General features: G+C 55.3%; 16 protein-coding genes, 5 tRNA genes, 2 pseudogenes and 1 riboswitch. Of the genes and pseudogenes, 17 read left to right on the plus strand and 6 right to left on the minus strand.

What is annotated here, in order from left to right; genetic code table 11:
- The first annotated feature begins 24 nt into the window (after positions 1 to 24).
- The 11 genes from iscU to QEP12_RS15455 all read left to right on the plus strand — a co-directional run bounded on the left by iscU (position 25) and on the right by QEP12_RS15455 (position 4,924).
- Entirely contained in the window at positions 25 to 426 is a 402-nt protein-coding gene (iscU, locus tag QEP12_RS15405; RefSeq protein ID WP_219162074.1) for a Fe-S cluster assembly scaffold IscU, read from the plus strand.
- Between the two features lie 2 nt (positions 427 to 428).
- Positions 429 to 752: an iron-sulfur cluster assembly protein IscA gene (gene iscA / locus QEP12_RS15410; protein WP_219162073.1), complete on the plus strand. Its 324-nt coding sequence runs from the start codon at positions 429 to 431 to the stop codon at positions 750 to 752.
- Between the two features lie 71 nt (positions 753 to 823).
- A complete protein-coding gene (gene hscB / locus QEP12_RS15415; RefSeq protein WP_174863965.1) occupies positions 824 to 1,342 on the plus strand; it encodes a Fe-S protein assembly co-chaperone HscB in 519 nt (172 codons plus the stop codon).
- 76 nt (positions 1,343 to 1,418) lie between these two features.
- Entirely contained in the window at positions 1,419 to 3,290 is a 1,872-nt protein-coding gene (hscA, locus tag QEP12_RS15420; RefSeq protein WP_284214801.1) for a Fe-S protein assembly chaperone HscA, read from the plus strand.
- A gap of 19 nt (positions 3,291 to 3,309) precedes the next feature.
- On the plus strand, positions 3,310 to 3,648 hold the full coding sequence (fdx, locus tag QEP12_RS15425) for an ISC system 2Fe-2S type ferredoxin (RefSeq protein WP_174863809.1): 339 nt from the start codon (positions 3,310 to 3,312) through the stop codon (positions 3,646 to 3,648).
- A 5-nt stretch (positions 3,649 to 3,653) separates the two neighbouring features.
- Complete coding sequence (gene dnaQ, locus QEP12_RS15430) at positions 3,654 to 4,379, plus strand: DNA polymerase III subunit epsilon (protein WP_219162070.1); 726 nt, start codon at positions 3,654 to 3,656, stop codon at positions 4,377 to 4,379.
- Between the two features lie 54 nt (positions 4,380 to 4,433).
- Positions 4,434 to 4,508, plus strand: a tRNA-Val gene (locus tag QEP12_RS15435).
- Between the two features lie 29 nt (positions 4,509 to 4,537).
- A tRNA-Val gene (locus QEP12_RS15440) sits at positions 4,538 to 4,612 on the plus strand.
- Positions 4,613 to 4,640: 28 nt separating this feature from the next.
- Positions 4,641 to 4,715 (plus strand) — tRNA-Val (locus tag QEP12_RS15445).
- A 30-nt stretch (positions 4,716 to 4,745) separates the two neighbouring features.
- Positions 4,746 to 4,820 (plus strand) — tRNA-Val (locus QEP12_RS15450).
- Between the two features lie 29 nt (positions 4,821 to 4,849).
- Positions 4,850 to 4,924, plus strand: a tRNA-Val gene (locus QEP12_RS15455).
- Positions 4,925 to 5,276: 352 nt separating this feature from the next.
- Here the strand turns inward: QEP12_RS15455 and nrdF are convergent.
- The 6 genes from nrdF to QEP12_RS17080 form a co-directional block, all read right to left on the minus strand.
- Complete coding sequence (nrdF, locus tag QEP12_RS15460; protein ID WP_284214802.1) at positions 5,277 to 6,236, minus strand: class 1b ribonucleoside-diphosphate reductase subunit beta; 960 nt, start codon at positions 6,234 to 6,236, stop codon at positions 5,277 to 5,279.
- A gap of 22 nt (positions 6,237 to 6,258) precedes the next feature.
- The gene (gene nrdE, locus QEP12_RS15465; RefSeq protein ID WP_284214803.1) at positions 6,259 to 8,397 is read right to left on the minus strand and encodes a class 1b ribonucleoside-diphosphate reductase subunit alpha; all 2,139 of its coding nucleotides are present in this window, start codon (positions 8,395 to 8,397) and stop codon (positions 6,259 to 6,261) included.
- Positions 8,394 to 8,822: a class Ib ribonucleoside-diphosphate reductase assembly flavoprotein NrdI gene (gene nrdI / locus QEP12_RS15470; RefSeq protein ID WP_174862575.1), complete on the minus strand. Its 429-nt coding sequence runs from the start codon at positions 8,820 to 8,822 to the stop codon at positions 8,394 to 8,396. Before nrdI ends, nrdE begins: the two co-directional genes overlap by 4 nt.
- A gap of 1 nt (position 8,823) precedes the next feature.
- Positions 8,824 to 9,048, minus strand: coding sequence for a glutaredoxin-like protein NrdH (gene nrdH / locus QEP12_RS15475; protein ID WP_174862574.1), 225 nt, complete (start codon positions 9,046 to 9,048; stop codon positions 8,824 to 8,826).
- A 172-nt stretch (positions 9,049 to 9,220) separates the two neighbouring features.
- Positions 9,221 to 9,457, minus strand: a riboswitch (cobalamin riboswitch).
- Positions 9,458 to 9,576: 119 nt separating this feature from the next.
- A complete protein-coding gene (locus QEP12_RS17075; protein WP_431308101.1) occupies positions 9,577 to 9,873 on the minus strand; it encodes a type 2 periplasmic-binding domain-containing protein in 297 nt (98 codons plus the stop codon).
- Positions 9,874 to 9,968: 95 nt separating this feature from the next.
- Positions 9,969 to 10,136, minus strand: a complete 168-nt coding sequence (locus QEP12_RS17080) for a hypothetical protein (protein WP_431308102.1) — start codon at positions 10,134 to 10,136, stop codon at positions 9,969 to 9,971.
- A gap of 137 nt (positions 10,137 to 10,273) precedes the next feature.
- On the opposite strand from QEP12_RS17080, the pseudogene QEP12_RS15485 reads away from it, so the two are divergent.
- From QEP12_RS15485 to QEP12_RS15510, 6 genes and pseudogenes are all read left to right on the plus strand, one after another.
- Positions 10,274 to 10,581, plus strand: a pseudogene (locus QEP12_RS15485) (short-chain fatty acyl-CoA regulator family protein); the annotation flags it as partial.
- A gap of 614 nt (positions 10,582 to 11,195) precedes the next feature.
- Positions 11,196 to 17,516 carry a peroxidase family protein gene (locus QEP12_RS15490; RefSeq protein WP_219162065.1) on the plus strand — a complete coding sequence of 2,107 codons (6,321 nt, stop codon included), beginning with the start codon at positions 11,196 to 11,198 and terminating at the stop codon, positions 17,514 to 17,516.
- A gap of 16 nt (positions 17,517 to 17,532) precedes the next feature.
- Entirely contained in the window at positions 17,533 to 19,353 is a 1,821-nt protein-coding gene (locus tag QEP12_RS15495) for a type I secretion system permease/ATPase (RefSeq protein ID WP_284214804.1), read from the plus strand.
- A gap of 29 nt (positions 19,354 to 19,382) precedes the next feature.
- Entirely contained in the window at positions 19,383 to 20,729 is a 1,347-nt protein-coding gene (locus QEP12_RS15500; protein WP_284214805.1) for an HlyD family type I secretion periplasmic adaptor subunit, read from the plus strand.
- A gap of 1 nt (position 20,730) precedes the next feature.
- Positions 20,731 to 22,095, plus strand: coding sequence for a TolC family outer membrane protein (locus QEP12_RS15505; protein ID WP_284214806.1), 1,365 nt, complete (start codon positions 20,731 to 20,733; stop codon positions 22,093 to 22,095).
- Positions 22,096 to 22,212: 117 nt separating this feature from the next.
- Positions 22,213 to 22,343 (plus strand): annotated as a pseudogene (locus QEP12_RS15510) (IS3 family transposase); the annotation flags it as partial.
- Positions 22,344 to 22,415 lie beyond the last annotated feature (72 nt).

A 22,415-nucleotide genomic window follows, 5' to 3' on the forward strand; every position in this document is an offset into this window, starting at 1 on the left:
ATTTGAATTCAAGAGGTAGACACCATGGCTTACTCCGACAAGGTTATTGACCACTACGAAAATCCCCGCAACGTTGGCTCTTTTGACAAGGGTGACAACAGCGTTGGCACCGGTATGGTAGGCGCACCTGCATGCGGTGACGTGATGAAGCTGCAAATCAAGGTGAACCCTGAAACCGGTGTGATCGAAGATGCGCGTTTTAAGACCTATGGCTGCGGCTCGGCGATTGCTTCGTCTTCGCTGGTGACCGAATGGGTCAAAGGTAAAACGCTGGACGAGGCAGCAGCATTGAAAAACAGCGTCATTGCTGAAGAGCTGGCTTTGCCGCCCGTTAAGGTGCACTGCTCCATCTTGGCCGAAGACGCGATCAAGGCCGCGGTGAACGACTACCGTGCCAAGCGTGGCGAGACCGTTGCTGCTGAATAAAAATGGCAGTCACGCTCTCTGATGCAGCTGCGCGCCACGTCAATCGCTACCTGACAAAGCGCGGCAAAGGGATCGGGGTACGCCTGGGGGTGAAAACCACTGGCTGCTCCGGTCTGGCCTACAAGCTGGAATATGTGGACGAGCAAGATCCTGACGACGTCGTGTTTGAGAGCAATGGCGTCAAGGTGATGATCGATCCCAAGAGCTTGGCTTATATCGACGGCACGGAGCTGGACTTTGTGCGCGAAGGATTGAATGAGGGCTTTAAGTTCCACAATCCGAATGAGCGGGATCGCTGCGGTTGTGGCGAGAGCTTCCGCATCTAAATTGCCAACGGGCCAGCGTGCCCATACACACCAAACCGCCATTGCTCTCTTGCTGGCGGTTTTTTATTGATATGAATCTGCAGTCTGACGATTTTGAATTGATGGGTTTGCCGCGGCAGTTTGCTCTGGATCGCGCCATGCTCGACGAACGTTGGAAAGAGTTGCAAAAGCAGGCCCACCCAGATCGTTTCGCAGGGGGGGGTGGCGTTGCACAGCGCGTGGCCATGCAATGGTCGGTGCGTATCAATGAGGCTTACCAGCGTTTGAAGCATCCGCTCAAACGGGCGGCCTATCTGTGCGAGCTGTTTGGTGTGCCTGTGCGGGCTGAAGACAACACGGCCATGCCGACGGATTTCTTGATCCAGCAAATGGAGTGGCGTGAGGCATTGGAAGAGGCGACGACGGAAGATCATTTGAATGATTTAGAGTCGGAAGTGGCTTCAGTTAAGCGCAAGATGCTTCAAAAATGCGAGCAATTATTGGTGTCTGAGGTAGGCGCTCAGGAGGCGGTGCAAACCGTGAGATCCCTCATGTTTGTTGAGCGCTTTGCACAAGACATCGATCGACGTCGCGAGCAACTGGAACAATAGGCTTGTTAGAACGCCTTGGGCTAGCCGCCGGGGCACAGGAGCGGTTGTGCCGCTCATAAAGAGACAGATTCACACCATGGCCTTATTGCAAATTTCTGAACCCGGTCAATCTCCCAATCCTCACCAGCGCCGCATTGCGGTGGGTATCGATTTGGGCACGACGCATTCTTTGGTGGCCTCCGTGCGCAATGGCGTTGCAGAGTGCCTGCCCGATGATGATGGACGTGTGCTGCTGCCATCGGTGGTGCGCTATGCGCCAGAAGGCAAGCGAGAAATCGGATATGCCGCACGCAGCCATGAGGTGGAAGATGCGGCCAACACCATTGTGTCGGTCAAGCGCTTTATGGGGCGCAGCTTGGCAGATTTGGGTGAGCACGCTCAGCAGCTGCCTTATGCCTTTGAGCAACCCGACGCCAACGCAATGCTGACGCTGCAAACCCGTGCGGGGCGCAAAAGCCCGGTTGAGATAAGTGCGGAGATTTTGGCCACGCTGCGCTACCGTGCGGAAGATACGTTCAACGATGACATCCACGGTGCAGTGATTACCGTGCCTGCGTATTTTGACGATGCACAGCGCCAAGCTACCAAGGATGCGGCCAAGCTCGCAGGCCTGAATTTGCTGCGCCTGATCAATGAACCTACGGCTGCGGCGATTGCCTATGGGCTGGATAACGCCAGCGAGGGCATCTATGCGGTGTATGACCTGGGTGGTGGTACGTTTGACATCTCCATCTTGCGCCTGACGCACGGTGTGTTTGAAGTGATTGCCACCGGTGGTGACTCTGCCTTGGGGGGAGACGATTACGATGCTGCCTTGGTGCGTTGGGTGCTGGAGCAGGCCCATGTGCAGCCGCAGTCGTTGGAAGACTGGGCTGCACTGCGCGTTGCTGCCAAAGCGTGCAAAGAGCGCTTGACCGATTCTGCAAGCACGCTCTTTGAGTTGACGCTGCCCAGTGGTGCATCATTGGCTCAGTCCGTCGGGCGTGAAGATTTTGCCCAAGCTACTGCTGCGCTGACCAAGCGCTCGCTGCAGGCGGTGCGTCGTGCTTTGCGTGATGCGGACTTGACCGTGGAAGAAGTCAAGGGTGTGGTGATGGTAGGAGGCTCCACCCGCATGCCCCAAGTGCGTGAGGCGGTGGCTCAGCTGTTTGGCCAACCTCCGCTGACCAATTTGAATCCTGACGAGGTGGTGGCGCTGGGTGCGGCCATTCAGGCCAACCAACTTGCTGGAAATAATTCCGCTGGTGAGCTGCTGCTGCTGGATGTGATTCCTCTGTCGCTGGGTGTGGAAACCATGGGTGGCTTGGTGGAGCGCATCATCTCGCGCAACGAAACCATTCCTACGGCCCGTGCGCAAGACTTCACCACCTATAAAGATGGCCAGACAGCCATGGCCATTCATGTGGTACAGGGCGAGCGTGATCTGGTGCAAGACTGCCGCAGTCTGGCGCGTTTTGAGCTGCGTGGCATTCCTGCCATGGCTGCAGGTGCAGCGCGTATCCGCGTGAGTTTCACCGTAGATGCTGATGGACTGCTGTCTGTCAGTGCCAAAGAGCAAGGCAGTGGCGTGGAAGCGCACATTGAAGTCAAGCCGTCGTACGGTCTGTCTGATGAGCAGGTGGCGCAGATGCTGCAAGACGGCTTTGCGACGGCCCAGGAAGACATGAAGGCGCGTGCGCTGGTGGAAGCGCGCGTGGATGCAGACCGCATGTTGCTGGCCACCCAAAGTGCACTGGATGCCGACGGTGATGTGCTGGCACCTGCACAGCGGGCAGATATTGAAGCCTTGATGGCGCAATTGCGCCAGGCGGTGACATCGGATGATGCTGCTGTTGTGGAAGCGGCCACGCAAGCCCTGGCCAAGGGAACAGAGGCATTTGCTGCAGAGCGCATGAACCGTGGCATTCGCCAAGCTTTGGCTGGCAAGAGCGTTCAATCTATTTCTTGACCCATTCAGAATTCAGAATATGGCAACCATCAAAATTCTTCCCCACGCAGCATATTGTCCTGAAGGTGCAAGCTTGGAGGTGCCCGCGGGCACGTCTATTTGCGAGGCCTTGCTGGATAACAATATCAAGATTGAGCACGCTTGCGATATGAGCTGCGCTTGCACCACCTGCCACGTGATCGTGCGCGAGGGCTTTAACAGCTTGAATGCTTCTGAAGAAGAAGAGGATGATTTGTTGGATCGTGCCTGGGGTCTGGAGCCGCAGTCGCGTTTGAGCTGCCAAGCCATCGTGGCGCAGACCGATCTGGTGGTGGAAATTCCCAAGTACTCGATCAACCACGCCAAAGAAAACCACTGATAGCTATGTCACGTCTTATCGTTCTGGATACGGAAACCACGGGCCTGTCTGCAGAGACGGGTGACCGAGTGATTGAGCTCGGTTGTGTGGAGCTGGTCAACCGCAAGCTCACGGGCAACAACCTGCATCTGTATTTCAATCCGGAACGTGACAGTCACCCCGATGCCTTGCGCGTGCACGGGTTGACGACGGAGTTTTTGAGTGACAAACCCAAATTTGCAGAAAAAGCGCAAGAAATCTTGGCTTATCTGCAAGGCGCTGAACTGATCATTCACAACGCCCCCTTTGACGTGGGTTTTTTGAACAAAGAGCTGGAGCAACTGGGGCTAAAGCCGCTCACGAGCTATGTGGAGAAGGTGACGGACTCCTTGGTGATGGCCAAGGAAATGTTTCCCGGCAAGCGTAATTCGCTGGATGCATTGTGCTCGCGCCTGGAGGTGGACAACAGCGGCCGTGAGTTGCACGGCGCTTTGCTGGATGCGGAGTTGCTGGCAGACGTCTACATCAATATGACGCGCGGCCAGAACTCGCTGGTCATGCTGGACGATGCGGGTGGTAGCACCGGTGCATGGGGCGGTAGTGGTGTGGCGGCGATAGATCTGCGTGGCTTTAAGCTGCCCGTGCTGCAGGCCAATGAGCAGGAGTTGGCGCTGCACACCGCAGTGCTGGCAGAGATTGACAAAGCGTCTGGAGACAAAACTATTTGGCGCGTTTGGGAAAACGCCAAGTAAGCTGGGCTATAATCGTGGGCTTGTCAGATCACTGATTGATATTGATTTGATGCAGGGTGATTAGCTCAGCGGTAGAGCACTGCCTTCACACGGCAGGGGTCACATGTTCGATCCATGTATCACCCACCAAATTTAAGTTTGTACTGGCTGCAGATTTAGCGTGATTAGCTCAGCGGTAGAGCACTGCCTTCACACGGCAGGGGTCACATGTTCGATCCATGTATCACGCACCAAATTCAAGTTGGCATTTATGCCAGCACAGGGTGATTAGCTCAGCGGTAGAGCACTGCCTTCACACGGCAGGGGTCACATGTTCGATCCATGTATCACCCACCAGATTTGAAGTTTGCACTGGCTGCAAATTTAGCGTGATTAGCTCAGCGGTAGAGCACTGCCTTCACACGGCAGGGGTCACATGTTCGATCCATGTATCACGCACCAAATTCAAAGTTGGCATTTATGCCAGCACAGGGTGATTAGCTCAGCGGTAGAGCACTGCCTTCACACGGCAGGGGTCACATGTTCGATCCATGTATCACCCACCAATCCATAGCCTCTTAAATCTTCGATTTAAGAGGCTTTTTTGCGTCTGCCGTTGACGCGGATTGGAAGCGTATTTGGCTATTTGCAGAAGCTTTGTTTGGTGCGCAAGCGTTGGTTGCAACAAGGAAGCGCTGATTATTTTTGATAGCTTATAGCGCTGGTGTATTCATGTTTTTCACATAAAAAGTATCTGAAAGCTATGTTTTTAAAGCGCTAGCAGCTATTTTTTTGTGGTTGCTGCCCGTGAAGGCATGTGCCCATGCGTGGGTCAGGCATGAAAAAAGCACCCGTAGTGGGTGCTTTTTTTGAAGGTGCGCAGGCGTTGGCGGGCGCAGGGCGCTGGCAAAGGGTGGGTTAAAAGTCCCAGTCTTCGTCTTCGGTGGCGACTGCCTTGCCGATGACGTAGGAAGAGCCTGAGCCCGAGAAGAAGTCGTGGTTCTCGTTGGCGCTGGGGCTGAGCGCGGCCATGATGGCGGGGTTCACCTGGCACATGTCCTCGGGGAACATGGGCTCAAAACCCAGGTTGCTCAGCGCCTTGTTGGCGTTGTAGTGCATGAAGCGTTTGACGTCTTCGGTGAGGCCGACTGAGTCGTACAGCTCGGCCGCATAGTGGCACTCCAGCTCGTACAAGTCGTACAGCATGCCGTAGGCGGCTGCTTTGGCTTCTTCTTTTTCGGCTTCCGAGAGCTTGGCGTAGGCCAGCTGGAACTTGTAGCCGATGTAGTAGCCGTGCACGGCCTCGTCGCGGATGATGAGGCGAATCAGATCGGCGGTGTTGGTCAGCTTGCCGCGGCTGGACCAGTACAGCGGCAGGTAAAAGCCCGAGTAGAACAAGAAGCTCTCCAGGCACACGGAGGCAATCTTTTTCTTCAGCGGCGTTTCCATGGCCTTGTACTCGGTCAGGATCAGCTCGGCTTTCTTTTGCAGCCAGGGGTTTTCCTCAGACCAGCGGAAGGCCTCGTCGATCTCGGCGGTGGAGCACAGCGTGGAGAAAATCGACGAGTAGCTGCGCGCGTGCACGGCTTCCATGAAGGTGAAGTTGGACAGCACCGATTCTTCGTGCGGTGTGACGGCATCGTGCATCAACGATGGTGCACCCACCTGGTTTTGCACGGTGTCCAGTAGCGTCAGGCCGGTGAACACGCGGATGGTCAGCTGCTGCTCGTTGGGGCGCAGCGTGGCCCAGGATGGAATGTCGTTGGACAGTGGCACCTTTTCGGGCAGCCAGAAGTTGGCGGTGACGCGGTTCCAGATTTCGAGGTCTTTTTCGTCCTCAATGCGGTTCCAGTTGATTGCTTGGGTCAGCAAGGTCATAGCGTTCTTTCAATCGTTGTCATCACAAGGTGCAGGACACGCAGGCGCTCTTGACCTCGGTGCCTTCCAGCGCAAGCTGGCGCAGACGGATGTAGTAAATGGTTTTGATGCCCTTCTTCCAGGCGTAGATCTGCGCCTTGTTGATATCGCGGGTGGTAGCGGTATCGGGGAAGAACAGCGTCAGGGACAAGCCCTGGTCCACGTGCTCGGTGGCTGCGGCATACACGTCGATGATGGCGTTGGGGCCAATCTCGTAGGCGTCGCGGTAGTAGGCCATGTTGTCGTTCGAGAGGAACGGCGCAGGGTAGTACACACGGCCAATCTTGCCTTCCTTGCGAATTTCGATGCGCGAGGCAATCGGGTGGATCGACGAGGTGGAGTTGTTGATGTAGCTGATGGAGCCTGTGGGTGGAATGGCCTGCAGGTTGCGGTTGTACAAACCGTGTTCCATTACATCGGCCTTGAGTTGTGCCCAGTCTGCGCGCGTAGGCAGCTGCATGCCATTTTTGGCGAACAGCGCGCGCACGGTCTCCGAAGTGGGCAACCAGTCGCGGCTGATGTATTTGTCAAAATAGCTGCCGCTGGCATAGGTGGACTGACTAAAGCCCACAAAGCGCTGCTTTTTCTCCTGTGCCAGCAGGCAGGAAGTGCGCAGACAGTGGTAGGCCACGGCAGCGAAGTAGACGCTGGTGAACTCCACTGCTTCGGGCGTGTCGTAGTGCACTTTTTCACGGCCCAGGTAGCCGTGCAAGTTCATTTGACCCAGGCCGATGGCGTGGCTGTCGTCATTGCCTTGGCGCACCGAGGGTACTGAGTTCACGGCACTCATTTCAGAGACGGCCGTCAGCGCACGGATAGCGGTTTCCACGGCGTCGCCCAGGTTGCCGCTGTCCATCACGGTGGCAATGTTGAGTGAGCCCAGATTGCAGGAGATGTCGTTGCCAATTTCCTCGTAGTTGAGGTCTTCGTTCAGCACCGAGGGGGTGTTGACCTGCAAGATCTCCGAGCACAGGTTGGACATGTTGATGCGCCCGGCAATCGGATTGGCACGGTTGGCTGTATCTTCAAACAGGATGTAGGGGTAGCCGGACTCGAACTGAATTTCCGCGATGGTCTGGAAGAACTCGCGCGCCTTGATCTTGGTTTTCTTGATGCGCGGGTCATCCACCATGGCCTTGTAGTGCTCGGTCACCGAGATATCGGCAAACGGCTTGCCGTAGACGCGCTCCACGTCGTACGGCGAGAACAGGTACATGTCCTCGTTTTTCTTGGCCAGCTCAAAGGTGATGTCTGGAATCACCACGCCCAGCGACAGCGTCTTGATGCGGATCTTTTCGTCGGCGTTTTCGCGCTTGGTGTCCAGAAAACGCATGATGTCCGGGTGGTGGGCATTCAAGTACACCGCACCTGCGCCTTGGCGTGCGCCCAGCTGGTTGGCGTAGGAGAAGCCGTCTTCCAGCAACTTCATCACAGGAATGACGCCAGAGGACTGGTTTTCAATACCCTTGATGGGGGCACCCAGCTCGCGTAGATTGCTCAGCAGCAAGGCCACGCCACCACCGCGCTTGGATAGCTGCAGGGCCGAGTTGATGCCGCGGCCAATGCTTTCCATGTTGTCTTCCAGGCGCAGCAAGAAGCAAGACACCAGCTCGCCACGCTGGCGCTTGCCGGCGTTCAGGAAGGTGGGGGTGGCAGGCTGAAAGCGGCCCGCGATGATCTCGCCCATCAGCTTCATGGCCAGCTTTTCATCACCCCGCGCCAGGGCCAAGGAGACCATCACCACGCGGTCTTCGAAGCGCTCCAGATAGCGCTTGCCGTCACGCGTTTTCAGGGTGTAGGCCGTGTAGTACTTGTAGGCGCCCAAGAAAGTGGGAAAGCGAAATTTCTTGGCATAGGCGGCCTTGAAGATGGCCTCCACAAAGGCCGGGGTGTAGGCATCCAGCACCTCGCCTTCGTAATAGTCTTCGGAGCGCAGGTAGTCCAGCTTTTCTTCCAGCGAGTGGAAGAACACGGTGTTTTGGTTGACGTGCTGCAGAAAATATTGGCGTGCTGCCATGCGATCCGCATCAAACTGAATTTGGCCTTTGTCATCCGGCAAATTCAGCATGGCATTCAGCGCGTGAAAGTCCAGCTTGGTCGAAGTAGGGGTCATGGGGGTCATAACGCAGCGTCCAAGACGTTGGGAATAGGGTTAATGAGAAAGTGTTGGTCGATGTGCTGCAGGCGCTGCCAATCCGTGCTGGTGCCAGCCATCTCCACGCGGTGCAGCAAAGGCACTTGGCATTTGTGCGCAATCACGTCACCGGCTTGCGCAAAGGCCACGCCGAAGTTGCGATCACCGCACGCCACCACGGCGCGCAACCACTGACGACGCTCCGGCGCGTTCAAAAAACGGATCACCGCCTTGGGTACGGCGCCTTTGCCTGCGGCATCACCAAAAGACGGTGTGACCAAGATGAAGGGGCTGGTGATGACGGGCATGTCGTCTTCCACCAGGCGCGGAATGCGCGTGCCGGCCAGCCCGGCATTGCGCAGCAGTCGTTCGGTATTGCCAGTTTTGGAGGAGTAGAAGACCCAGCGCGCCATCTCAGGCGGTGGTCAGCGCGGAAAGGCGGTCAGGGCGGAAGCCACTCCAGTGCTCTTCTCCAACTTGCACCACGGGCACTTGGCGGTAGCCCCAGGACTGAATCAGGGTGGCTGCAGCGGTGTCTTGCGTCACGTCGATGACTTCGTACTCGGTGCCTTGGCGGTCCAGAGTGCGCATGGTCATGGAACATTGAACGCAATTGGGTTTGGAGAAAATTTTGATCATGAAGCCTACAGGAACTACCAAAACGGGCGCGGTGCAGGGCTCAGATGCAAGTCAGCACGCATGACGGCGCATTGCGCAGCAAAAGGCTGCGCCAAAGCATATGCGTGCAGAAGATGTACTGCCACCCAGGCGACCCCGCCTGTACAGATAAAGAAAGCGCGGCAGCCAGGGCTGCAAGCGCTGCGTGTTGGCCGGTATCCAGACTGTGGGTAGGGGTGACACTCCTTCCCGAAGAACAAACCTCAGTGGCTGTCCGTGTCACTTTGCGTGCAAGCCAAACTTGCAACGCACCGCACTTACTGTTGCGGGGGCAGTTCAGGTTAGGGCGCAGAACAAAGCGCCTCCTGATTCCCGTTTAACACCGTGTCTGAGGGGCTCAGATTGGTGCACCAACGCGTTCAATTCTAAGCCGAATCGCCGGTGTAAATCGCCTGATGAGCCGGTCGCAAGAGACGTGCGCAAAGCGCGCCAAAGTGGTATGGGTGGCGCCGTTGGCACCGCACGTTTCAGAAAGGGGAGCGAACTTTTTTATTTGAATTCACGGGCTTGCACCATGAAAGAGTGCAGGTCTCCCGAGTCACTTTCGTTGTTTCGGATGCCCAAATAAATTTGCTTGGCGCTGCCTTTGGGGCCCATCTTTATAGGGGTAATCAGTAAATTCTCCGCATACTCTTGCACCAGCCACCGAGGCAGGGCACTCACCCGCGTCCGCTGGCCACCAGCTTGCCTCGTGATGTCAGTGGTTTCAATGGTCTTGTGCTTCTTGGGCGTGATGACTGCAGGCAATAAAAACTGTTTGTAGATGTCCTGGCGCTCGATGGGCACAGGGTAGGTCATCAAGGTTTCTTTGGCCAGATGTTGGGGCTCGATATAGGGCTTGGAGGCCAGGGGCGGTCGCTGGCTGCTACCAAAACTTGTTCCTAGCCAAACACTTCCTCAAACCGCAGCCTCGGTTTGAACACCGGATCGGGGGGGGGCAGCAAATCAATTTCAAAGCCCTGTAAGGCGCCGATGCCGCCAAACTGAAATTTCTGGCGCATGTCCACATCCACATCCACATCCACATCCACATCTGGCGATTGTTGCAAGTAGGGTCTCACCATCTTGAGCAGCCACTCGTAGCACGTATGACACTCCATAGCAATCCGCAGCGCGCAGCGTTCACCATGTGCAAACTGGGCCAAGCGTTCTTCGGCCGGTTGCAACTGCTGTAACACCCGCTGGGCGCCAGTCCGCGACGCGTTTTCACTTTCAAAACCGGTGGCACCTGTCCGCTGTGGACTGTGTATGAGGCCTTCGCTCAACCAAGCAGCATCTTGCCGCATTTGGCTGGCATGCCCGACGGGCGTGTGTCTCTCTGGGTGGCAAGGTGTATTCCAAAGGTTGGGATTTGCGCAACCAAGAAGCAACCACACCGGTTGGCATGGGTGCAAAGTGTGCGAGTGCCAGTTATGCCCCCAGCGGGCTTTTCCGTTTGTGGGCAAAGCTTTGCAAGCGAATGAAACCCAAAGGGGTTTTGTTCCTTACGCTTAGGGCGTGTCACCCAAGCTTGAGCAGGCCATTGAAGGGTTTTGACAGGGATGCAAGGCAAGGCGCAGTAGTGGCGCAGCAAAACTGCAGCATTGCCTGCCGCTACAACGCAGCAGACCGCCTCCATTATTCAATGCCCTGATGTGAAAGTTTTCTAGGGTAACTCCATAAAGCTACCTCCATGCTCTGCTGCATGGGGGGCCGGGTGCATGAAAGCGCAGCATTGCACGCCTGCTTGGCGGGCCTTGTCAGGGTGAGGCGCCTCCCCATACGTCAAAAAAATATTGACAGCAGTGTGGGCTGTTCAAGGGGGGCTCAAGGGTGATCCAAAGTAGGACAAGAGGTTCCGCCAGCGATCTGCTTAATGCGTTTCACGATGTAGGAGATGTGACATCCGACATGGAATCAGTTTGCTGATGCCGACGCAATATCAATGGCCCGGCTGACTGGCGTACAGGCCTGTACTTCTCTCTGCAACAGTTGGGCTAGGGTTTGCATGTACGACGGAGTTGGTGATTTGTTAAAACAATGAATTGCGACTATTAATAAATATTTACTTATCTGTTCGGTTCCTCTGGCTTCACTCGCAATGGCTTTCGTCCTTTAAGGAGTGCATCATGACTTTCCGCCTCAATCTTGATGATATTTCGCGCATCCTCACCAGCATTCAAGTCGCTGAGCGACACGTGCAGTCGGGTTATCTGGAACAGACCGATTTGATGGGTAACCCACTCAACAATTTAGTGCCACTAGGCTTGCGCACGGTCAGCGGTCAGTACAACAACTTGATCCATCAGGGATATGGTTCGGCCGACCAATTCATGCCGCGTTTGCTGACGCCAACGTTTCAAGACGCTGAAATCAACCCGCGAACTGGGCAATCGACTTCTTATGCGCAGACCGCGGGGAGCGTTTACGACTCACAGCCGCGCACAATTAGCAACCTCATTTCAGACCAATCCGCAAACAACCCTGCTGTGCTGGTTGCGGCTTTTACTGCACTGGGCTCAACAGATCCCTACGCTGATGCAGCCACCTACACTGCTGCACGCCAGGCAGCGCAGGATGCAGCCACTGCACTGCAGGCATTGCAGGATGCGATAGGTGGCGGCGCCGACTTGACTGCTTTGCAAGCGGCCTACGATGCGGCCGCGTTACAGGCCAGTAGCGATCGTGCCGCAGCCACCAATGCCCAGGCAGCAGCTGATGCAATCAACGATGGTGCAGAAACCAGCCTCGCCACAGCACAGCAAAACCTCACGAATGCAATTGCGGCCGAAGCGGCGGCTGACATGGCTACGAGCGCGGCTGCTACACAACTCGTAGCTGCACAGAGCGCTCAGGCTGTCGCGCAGGGCGCATACAACGCCAAGCTTGGCGCGAGTAATGCGGCGCTGGCTAACCTCAACGCTACGAATAGTCTGTTGACGACCTCGACCGAAGCGATTACTGCTGCACAGGCTATTTTGGCGAACTTGGTGGCAACAAATGCCTCGCCAGCGGACATCGCTGCGCAAGAGGCTTTGATTACGCAACTTGAAGCAGCAAAAAATCTGGTGAATTCGTTGCAGACCAATGCTCAGGCCGCCTACAACCAAGCGGCCGCGGAAACGGCTACAGCGCTAACTAGCTTGCAGGGCGCGCAGGATGTTACGGCAACAGCCATTAATGCTGTGGCTGCTGCTGCTCTGGCTGAGACTGCTGCTGAAGAACAAGTAGGGGCTGCCCAAGATGCAGTCGAAGCAGCTCAGGCTGCGCTGGTGCAGGCGAATGCTGACGCTGCCGCAGCGCTGCAACAAGCCTTGGTTTTGGATGCTACGGCAGATGCCTCAGAAGCGGCTGCAGCTGCTGCGCTCAGCGCATTGCAGGCGGCCCAAGATGCTTCGTCTGTGACTGCCGAAGACCTTGCCGCTGCCCAGGCGCTGGCAGACAGCACTGCAGCAACTTTTGAGGGGCTGCCTGCGCAGATGGGGCTAGAGTTTGATGTCAACGACACGACGCTGTTCGTGCCCAACGTCATGCCTGACTTGGGAGACACGGCTCCTTTCAACAGCTTCCTCACTTTGTTTGGTCAGTTCTTCGATCACGGTCTGGATCTGGTCACCAAGGGTGGAAGCGGTACGGTTTACATACCTTTGCAGCCAGATGATCCGTTGTACGTCGAGGGCAGCCCCACCAACTTCATGGTGCTAACGCGTGCGACCAACGCCCCGGGTGCGGATGGCATTCTTGGGACTGCTGATGACGTAAGAGAGCACGTCAATGAGACCACGCCATTTATTGACTTGAACCAGGTCTATACCTCGCACGAGTCGCACCAGGTTTTCTTGAGAGAGTATGTGCGCGTGGAAGTGAATGGGGTAATGAAGACAGTCGCTACCGGTCACATGTTGGAGGGCCAAAACGGTGGCCCCCCCACTTGGGCAGACATCAAAAACCAAGCACGCCAGATGTTGGGGATTGAGCTAACGGATATGGATGTGCTGCGTGTACCGCTGGTGGTTGCAGACCTTTATGGCAACTTCATCCCAAGTGCTAACGGTTACGCACAACTTGTGACACCCGAAGGCCTTGTAAGCGGCACTGCTGATGCTCCTGCGCAGGCATCCAGTGCATACGGTGCAGGCCGCGCCTTCCTTAATGACATTGCACACAATGCGGCTCCCGGGACCGTGGACCATGACCGTGATCCAACTACCGCAGAGGTGGTGAAAACCGCCGATGCCGACACAGACACGGGCAACGACATTCCGTTCAATCCACAGGGTGTTGCTACCACCTACGACAATGAGCTGCTGGACAAGCACTATGTGGTGGGTGATGGGCGTGGTAATGAGAACATCGGTCTGACAGCCGTGCACCACGTGTTCCACAGTGAGCACAATAACCGCGTCGATCAGATCAAGGCAGAGTTACTCGCAAGCGGTGATATGGCTTTCATTAATCAGTGGCTGTTGACACCTATTCAGGGTGACGCTGTGCCTGCGGACACCTCTGGCCTTGTGTGGAACGGAGAACGACTCTTTCAAGCCAGTCGCTTTAGCACCGAGATGGTCTACCAGCATTTGGTGTTCGAGGAGTTCGCGCGATTGGTGTCGCCCGACATAGATCCCTTCCTGTTCTCCAACACGGTAGACATTGACCCAGCCATCATGGCGGAGTTTGCGCACGTGGTGTACCGCTTTGGCCACTCGATGCTTACCGAATCGGTAGATCGATTGGCTGCGGATGGTCAGACCACCAACCACATCGGGCTGATTGATGCTTTCCTCAATCCCGTGGCGTTTGAAGCCAGCGGAGCGACGCCCAATGAAGCTGCCGGCGCGATCTTGCGCGGGATGACGCGCCAAGTGGGAAATGAGATCGATGAATTCCTGACGGGAGCACTTCGCAACAACTTGGTAGGCTTGCCGCTGGATCTGGGGGCGATCAATATTGCCCGTGGTCGGGACACAGGCGTTCCTTCGCTCAACGAAGCACGTCGACAGTTTTATGAGCAGACCCAAGACACCACGCTGAAGCCCTATGCCAGTTGGTACGAGTTTGCCTTGGCCATCAAAAACCCAGCGTCCATCATTAATTTCGTGGCGGCATACGGTACGCACAGCAGCGTAGTTAATGCAGTGACGCTGGAAGACAAACGCGATGCTGCAACTTTGCTGGTGATGGGGGGAGACGGTGCTCCAGCTGACCGTCTGGCTTTCCTGAACGCTACGGGTTCATGGGCTGGTGGTACGTTGGGCGGTCTCAACAATGTTGATTTCTGGATCGGTGGACTGGCCGAGAAAAAAGTTGCCTTCCAAGGCCTGCTGGGGACTACGTTCAACTTCGTGTTTGAAGTGCAGATGGAAAAGCTGCAGGATGGGGACCGCTTCTACTACTTGAGTCGCACCCAAGGGATGAATTTGCTCAATCAGTTGGAGGCGGATTCGTTTGCTGAACTAGTGATGCGCAACACCGATCTGGGCAATCCCGGCGCAACGCACTTGCCGAGTTCACTGTTCCTCACGCCGGACTACATCTTGGAGCTGAACCAAGCGCGCCAAAAGGTGGCAGATCCCAACCATACTGACCCGATTCTCGCTGCTATCAGTCCCATGGTCATCCGCCGTGATACTGACGGTGACGGGGTGAATGACTATCTGCATTACACCGGCGGGGATCATGTCGTGATTGGGGGTGATGACAACAACAACACGCTGATAGGCGGAGAAGGCGATGACACTATCTGGGGTGATGGCGGTAATGACCGTATTGAAGGTGGCTTTGGAGTAGATCACCTCTTCGGAGGAGATGGCGATGACATCATCACTGACTCTGGGACTGACTCTGGCGCAGCCGATGTTATTCACGGCGATGCTGGGAATGACGTTATCAATGGTGGCAATGGCCTGGATTTGATCTTTGGTGGTAGTGGTCAGGACTTCATATTTGGTGGAGTGGATGGCAAGACGATCACGGCAGGGGAGGGCAACGATTTTGTACGCGGCCCTGATGGCCTGAGCTTCATCGCGGGCAACGAAGGTGATGACTGGCTCGAAGGTGGTGATAGCTTTGACACCCTGGCTGGTGAGAACTCTGAACTGTTCTTTAACAGCCCGATCATTGGTCACGATGTCTTGAACGGTCGCGGTAACGACACCGACTACGATGCGGAATCTGGTGATGACATCATGTTCCAAGGCCTGGGTATTCAGCGCAACAACGGGATGGCAGGCTTTGACTGGGCCATTCATAAGGGTGATGCGCAAGGCGCCAACTCAGATCTCGGGATTCCGATTTTCGTGAACCAGGAGGCGAATATTTTGCGCGATCGCTTCGATTTAGTGGAGGGGCTTTCGGGCTGGAAGCATGCCGATACGCTGACCGGACGCGACGTTGTGATTGGGGCTTACGATGAGGCAGCTGGTGCAGCCGCTCAATTCAATCCGAACTCGCCTTTCGAGTCTTATGCGAACGCGTTGCTGGAAAGCGGCGTAGCTCGGATTGCGGGACTGGCCGAACTGGTGGCGCATTTGGATCGTGTCACCTTCACCACGGCCAATGGTCAGACACATACAGCAGTGGTGTTCGACGCTAATGCTGTGCAGTACAACGAAGATGGTAGCGCTCGAACCCTCTACGACACAGCGGCCGATATCCTTCTGGGTGGAGGCGGTAGCGACATTTTACAAGGCAAGGGTGGCAACGATGTCATTGATGGTGATCGCTGGCTGAATGTGCGCATCCGCATCAACGACAGCAATGGCAATGAGATCGGATGGTCTGATGACTTAGGGAGCAAGGTATATAGCACTGCCGGGTTGCTGCTTTATGGAGGCAGAACGCTGGACAGCCTGATGTTTGATCGCACTCTGAACCCAGGACAGCTCAGTATCGTGCGTGAGATTCTTGATGGTGATCCTGACGATCTGTCGCTTGATACAGCAGTCTACAGAGGCAACCAGTCCGAGTATGAGATCACCTATCACGATGACGGCTCAGTGACCGTAGCGCATGTGAATCCCGACGTGAACCTGCCAGAAAACGACGGTATTGATCGCCTTTTCAACATCGAAGTGTTGAGGTTCGCAGATGGAGAGGTCTCAACGCGATCACCTGATATTGTCGGAACCAACGGCAATGACACCTTGGTAGGTGATGGTCGTGCAAACCGTATCTTTGGTCTCAATGGCAATGACCTGCTGCAGGGCTTGGCTGGCAACGATCTACTCGATGGTGGAGCTGGCAACGACAGGCTGGAAGGCGGTACAGGCAACGACACATTGCTGGGCGGTGCAGGCAATGACACGCTGGACGGAGGTGCCGGTAATGACGCTATGACAGGCGGTGCCGGAAACGATACCTACGTAGTGGATAGCACGGGCGATGTCGTGATAGAAGAGGCCAACGGGGGGACTGATACTGTGCAAACCGCACTTGCGGCTTACGTTCTAGGCGCCAATGTAGAGCACTTGACGTTCACCGGCAGCGGTAACTTCGCAGGCACCGGCAACGACTTGGCCAACACGATTACCGGTGGAGCGGGTAATGACACGTTGGATGGTGGGGCTGGCATCGACCGTTTGGTAGGCGGTGCTGGTGACGATACCTACCTCATGGGCACAGAAACCGATGTCGTCGTGGAAGCTGCAGGCGGAGGCAATGACACGGTGCGCTATGGCGGTACCAACGCATATCAACTGGCTAACAATGTCGAAAACCTTATATACACCGCATCCACCAATGCCAACCTGGTCGGCAATGGCTCTGCCAACGTGATTATGACGGGGGCTGGCAACGATACAGTCAATGCGGCTGCTGGCGATGACAGTGTGTACGGTGGCGACGGCAATGACCGGCTGCTCGGGGGAGCAGGTAACGACGCCTTGTATGGTGAAGCCGGTGATGATGAACTGTTGGGCGAAGCAGGCAACGACCTGCTCTACGGTGGGGCAGACAATGATCGACTTTATGGTGGTGCCGGCAACGACACGCTGGAAGGCGGTGATGGGAACGACACCATTTATGGTGGTGATGGCAATGACCAGATTCACGGCGGAGCGGGTGATGACACTTTGTTTGGCGACATCGGCAATGATGTGATCAACGGCGGTGAGGGCAACGACAGCATTGACGGAGGCGCTGGCAACGACCGGGTGACTGGCGGCGCAGGCGACGATATCATGGATGCTTCACTGGGTGCTGACATCTTTGTTTTTGGTCCCAACTTTGGCAATGACATCATCAACGGGTTCTCCGCGAGCGGGGGAGGGCAAGATCGATTGAATCTCGCTGCGTTCGAGTTCGACACCGCTACTTTCAACAGCCGTGTGGTCATCACTGATGCTGGTAATGACACTTTGGTCACGGTCAACGGAGTGGATGGTGGCACTGTGCGGTTGGTCGGGCTTGCAGACCATACAACCGTGACGATCGCTGACTTCCAGCTCGCTTGATCCTCAGAAAGCCGCTATGGCATCCACCCAATACCCGGCCAGCTCGCGTCGGCCGGGTTGGAAGCTGGCCGACAATGAGATCGGCGCCGCATTGCGTGAATTCCGCTCGGCATTTCGCAACGTCGGCATCTTTAGCGCCATCGTCAACTTACTGATGCTGGTGCCATCGCTTTACATGCTTCAGGTCTATGACCGAGTACTGGCTAGCGGTAATCAGACAACGTTGTTGATGCTGACGGTTATGGTGATCGGCACTTATCTGCTGATGAACGGGTTGGAACTAGTGCGCAGCTTTCTGTTGATCAGAGTAGGTGCGAGGCTGGACCTAAAGCTCAATCAGCGGGTTTACACAGCAGCCTTCGAGCAGAACCTTAAGCAAGCCGGCGCAAACGCTGGTCAATCGCTGAATGATTTGGCAACCATTCGCCAGTTCGTAACGGGCAACGGGTTGTTTGCTTTCTTCGATGCGCCCTGGTTTCCGATTTACCTTGCTGTGATTTTTCTGTTTGACTGGGTGTTGGGCGTATTTGCAGTTATAGGTACTTTGGTGCTCGTTGCCTTAGCTTGGGCCAACGAGCTTGTGTCGCGCAAACCTTTGGCACAGGCTAATGCAATGTCTGTTGCAGCCGGTAACTTGGCAACCAATAACCTGCGAAATGCCGAAGTCATTGAAGCCATGGGAATGCTACCGAACCTGATGAGGCGTTGGTTCAAATTGCATGGCAGTTTTTTACAACTGCAAGGACAGGCGAGTGAGCGTGCTGGAGCTATCAGTGCGCTCAGCAAATTCATGCGTATTTCGCTGCAATCACTGATTCTGGGGTTGGGCGCATTGCTGGCTCTGGAGAACCGCATCACACCCGGGATGATGATTGTGGGATCCATCCTCATGGGGCGGGCGCTAAGTCCCGTCGATCAACTTATCAATGTCTGGAAAGGCTGGTCGGCTACACGTAGTGCATACCAGCGTTTGGTTGATCTACTGGCTGCAAATCCGCCCCGCCAGGGCGGTATGCCCTTGCCCCGGCCCAAGGGGATCATTGCATTTGAGGGGGTAACAGCGGTGCCACCTGGTGCGACCCTGCCGGCCCTACAAAACCTTAGCTTTACGTTGCCTGCGGGTGAGGTGTTAGGCGTCATTGGCCCCAGTGGCTCAGGGAAGTCGACGATGGCGCGATTGCTTGTTGGTGTCTGGGGTGCAAGCGTGGGTAAGGTCCGTTTGGATGGTGCCGATGTCTATCAGTGGAACAAGGCAGAGCTTGGACCTTCCGTAGGCTACCTGCCGCAAGATATTGAGCTGTTTGCAGGTAGTGTGAGCGAGAACATTGCCCGCTTTGGTACGGTCGATGCGGGCAAGGTCATCGAAGCGGCGATGTTGGCGGGTGTGCACGAGATGATTCAACGTTTCCCTCGAGGCTACGACACCGTCCTCGGAGATGGAGGTGCCGGTTTGTCGGGAGGGCAGCGCCAACGCATTGGATTGGCACGGGCACTTTATGACTCACCGTCACTCATTGTTTTAGACGAACCCAACTCCAATCTAGACGACGTCGGGGAACAGGCGTTGTTAACAGCCCTGCAGCGTTTGCGTGAACGGGGCAGCACAGTGGTAGTTATCTCGCACCGTACCAGTATTTTGGCTGTGACCTCATGTTTGCTACTGCTACGACAAGGCAGCATGCATGCTTTTGGCCCCACATCGCAGGTGCTCACAGAGCTTTCCAAGACTGTGCAGCCTTCTGCAGCAACCTCAGTTGCCGCCAGCGCTCATGAGCGTTCAATGATTGAAAAGAAGATGGCTCCGCAAGCACCACTTTCTCCATCCACGTTGAGTTGAAACATCCATAGATTGAGCAGGAGGCCGCCATGAATACCGACACGCCACTTGTCCATGAACTGGTACAAAACTTGCCGAATGATGCTTTGTTGCAAGACGATGCCAAACGTCACACGCGCATAGGTTGGTGGATTGTTCTGGTGGGTTTTGGCGGGCTGCTGTTATGGGCATGCTTGGCTCCACTAGACCAAGGTGTTCCCATGAGTGGCACGATCACGGTGGCTGGTAATAAAAAAGCAGTACAGCATCAGGTAGGGGGGACGGTACAGACTATTTTTGTTCAAGAAGGCGATTCGGTGAAAGCAGGGCAGCCATTGGTGCAGATGAACGCTGTACAAGCGCGTGCCAATGCGGCGGTGACCAGGGTGCAGTACTACACCGCACGTGCAACCGAAGCAAGGCTACTTGCTGAGCGAGATGGAAAACCATCAGTGACTTTTCCAGCTGAAACAGAAGACGCGCGCAGTGATCCGCGTGTTGCTTCCACTATGTCAGTGCAGCAACAGCTGTTCGCTTCTCGTCGTTCAGCTTTGCAGGCGGAGATGTCAGCATTGAATGAGGGGATTGCAGGTATAGAAGCCCACACTGCAGGGTTGAAAGCAGCGCGTGAAGGCAAGCAAGAGCAGTTTCGTCTTCTGCAGGAACAACTGGATGGAATGCGCGAATTGGCGCAAGGTGGCTTCATACCGCGTAACAGGTTGCTTGAACTTGAGCGCACATATGCGCAGCTTGCTTCATCAATGTCGGAGGATTGGGGCAATATCGCTCGCGGCCTGCGCCAAGCCAGTGAACTTAAGCTTAGACGTATTCATCGCCAGCAAGAGTTTCAAAAAGAAGTTCGTGAACAGTTGGCCGATGTGCAAAAAGAAGCAGATGCTTTAAAAAATCAGCTTGAAAGCTTGGATTACGAGTTGGAAAACTCTGTGGTACGAGCCCCGGTAGATGGCACTGTTGCTGACCTCAACATTTTTACTGAAGGTGGTGTTGTTGCTCCAGGGTTTCGGATGATGGATGTCGTTCCACAGTCAGAGCCATTGATCGTTGAGGGGCAGATTCCTGTGCATCTGATTGATTCTGTGAATATCGGGCTGCCTGTGGAGCTGATTTTTTCGGCATTCAATCAAAACACCACGCCACGTATTCCGGGAACGGTGGTGCAAGTTTCTGCCGACCGATTGGTTGATCAGAAGACGGGAGCACCTTATTTCCGCATGTTTGCTGAAATTACTGCTGAAGGCCGCGTTGCAATGAGTAAATTGCCCGTCCGGCCAGGGATGCCTATAGAGCTATTTGTTAAAACAGGTGAACGCACGCTGGCTAACTACCTGATGCGTCCTATTCGGGACAACATCAAGATGTCACTGACGGAGGAGTGAAGTGCAAAAAAGTCTTGCAAAGCGCGAATCCACAAGAAGACAGCGGTGTTGGCTTGCAGTTGCACTGGCGCTGTTGAGCAACGGTACTTGGGGCAAAGAGCTAATGGGGCTTATGCAGGCATATGAGGCTGCGCGTGCGCATGACCCGGTTTTCAAAGGCGCCCAAGCTGTTCGTGATGAGGGCTTGGAGCATCAGGCAATTGGCCAAGCAAAGCTGCTACCAATAATTTCTGGGGTGGTATCCAGTAATCAAAACCAATCTCGGGTAACCGAAGCAAGCGGCCGAACTGACAACCGAGGTCGCTATGCCAGTAACACCTCTAGTCTGCAACTGCGCCAGCCTTTGTATGACCGTGAGGCATGGGCCGCAAAAGAACAAGGCGCTGCACGAACCGCTGCGAGTGAAGCGATATTTCGATTTCGTGAGCAAGAACTGATGGTGCGGGTTTTTGAAGCTTATTCAAAAGCATTGCTGGCGAGCGAAGAAGTAAGTCTTGTTAAGGCGCAACTTCAGTCGGCAGATGAGTTGTTGCGCGCCAACGAGCAACGCTTGTTGCAAGGTGAGGGAACCCGTACTGACATGCTAGAGACCCGTTCAAAGCAGGCCTTGATACAGGCTGAGCTGATTGTGGCGCAGGATCGGGCGCAGCATGCACTCGATGCACTCCAAGCCATCGTGGGCAAACCAGTTAGCCGACTTGAGCGGCTTTCATCAAGGGGCGCTGCCAGATTGGTTTTGGGGGCTCTGGATGATTGGCGCAGTAAGGCATTTGACGCTAACCCAGAAGTTGAAAGCCTAAAACATACTCTAGAGGCTGCGCGCCAAGAAGTCAGGCGCGTTGACAGCGGACATTATCCGCGGTTGGCTTTGATCTTGAGCGTGGGAAACAATGAATCAGACACCACTTCCACGTATCGCCAGTCTTCGCGCACCACTACGGTAGGGGTGCAATTGAATGTGCCCATCTTTGCTGGTGGCTCCGTCTCTGCACAGTCCCGGCAGGCTGTAGCGCAACTGGTGAAGGCACAAGCAGACTTGGATGCCAGAGTTGCTGAATTGGAGGTTGAGTTGCACCGTCAATACAGTGCCCAGAAAAATGGAGTTTTGCGTATTGCTGCGCTTGAGTCTGCCGTGGCTACCAGCCATGCGCTGATTGAGGCAACTCAACGCAGCTTTATTGGTGGTGAACGTACCAATGTTGATGTCCTGAATGCACAGGAACGTCTAGCACAGTCTGTCCATGATCTGGCGCAAGCCCGATATGAGCAATTAGTCGCAGACTTGCGTTTGCGTCATTTGGCCGGAGTTTTGGGCGAGGCAGACTTGCGAGAAGTTGCTTCTCATTTTGGTGGTGAGATAAATTAATTCATAGTCACCATCAGCACGGTGCGCATATTTAGGATGCGACATGGCTCTTCGTATGGGTGGTCTTCTGTAGAGGGCAATATCCGCAATCCCGTGAGGCTCAAGGAAGACTGGATGATTCCCCCTGACCTGGTTCAACGCCGCTTTACGCCGTAAGCCCCCACCAGCTTCTGTGCGGTGACAGCAACTATATCGCCCCAGATGAAGGCTGGCTGTACTTGAGTGCTGTCATTGACATATGTAGTCGCTAAGTAGTGGAGTGTGCCCTGCCAACCGAGACTGATCCAACATGCCCTGAGCCAGGAGCTATTTGGAATCAC

It is taken from the genome of Comamonas jiangduensis (genome assembly GCF_030162955.1).
GTDB lineage: Bacteria > Pseudomonadota > Gammaproteobacteria > Burkholderiales > Burkholderiaceae_C > Comamonas > Comamonas jiangduensis.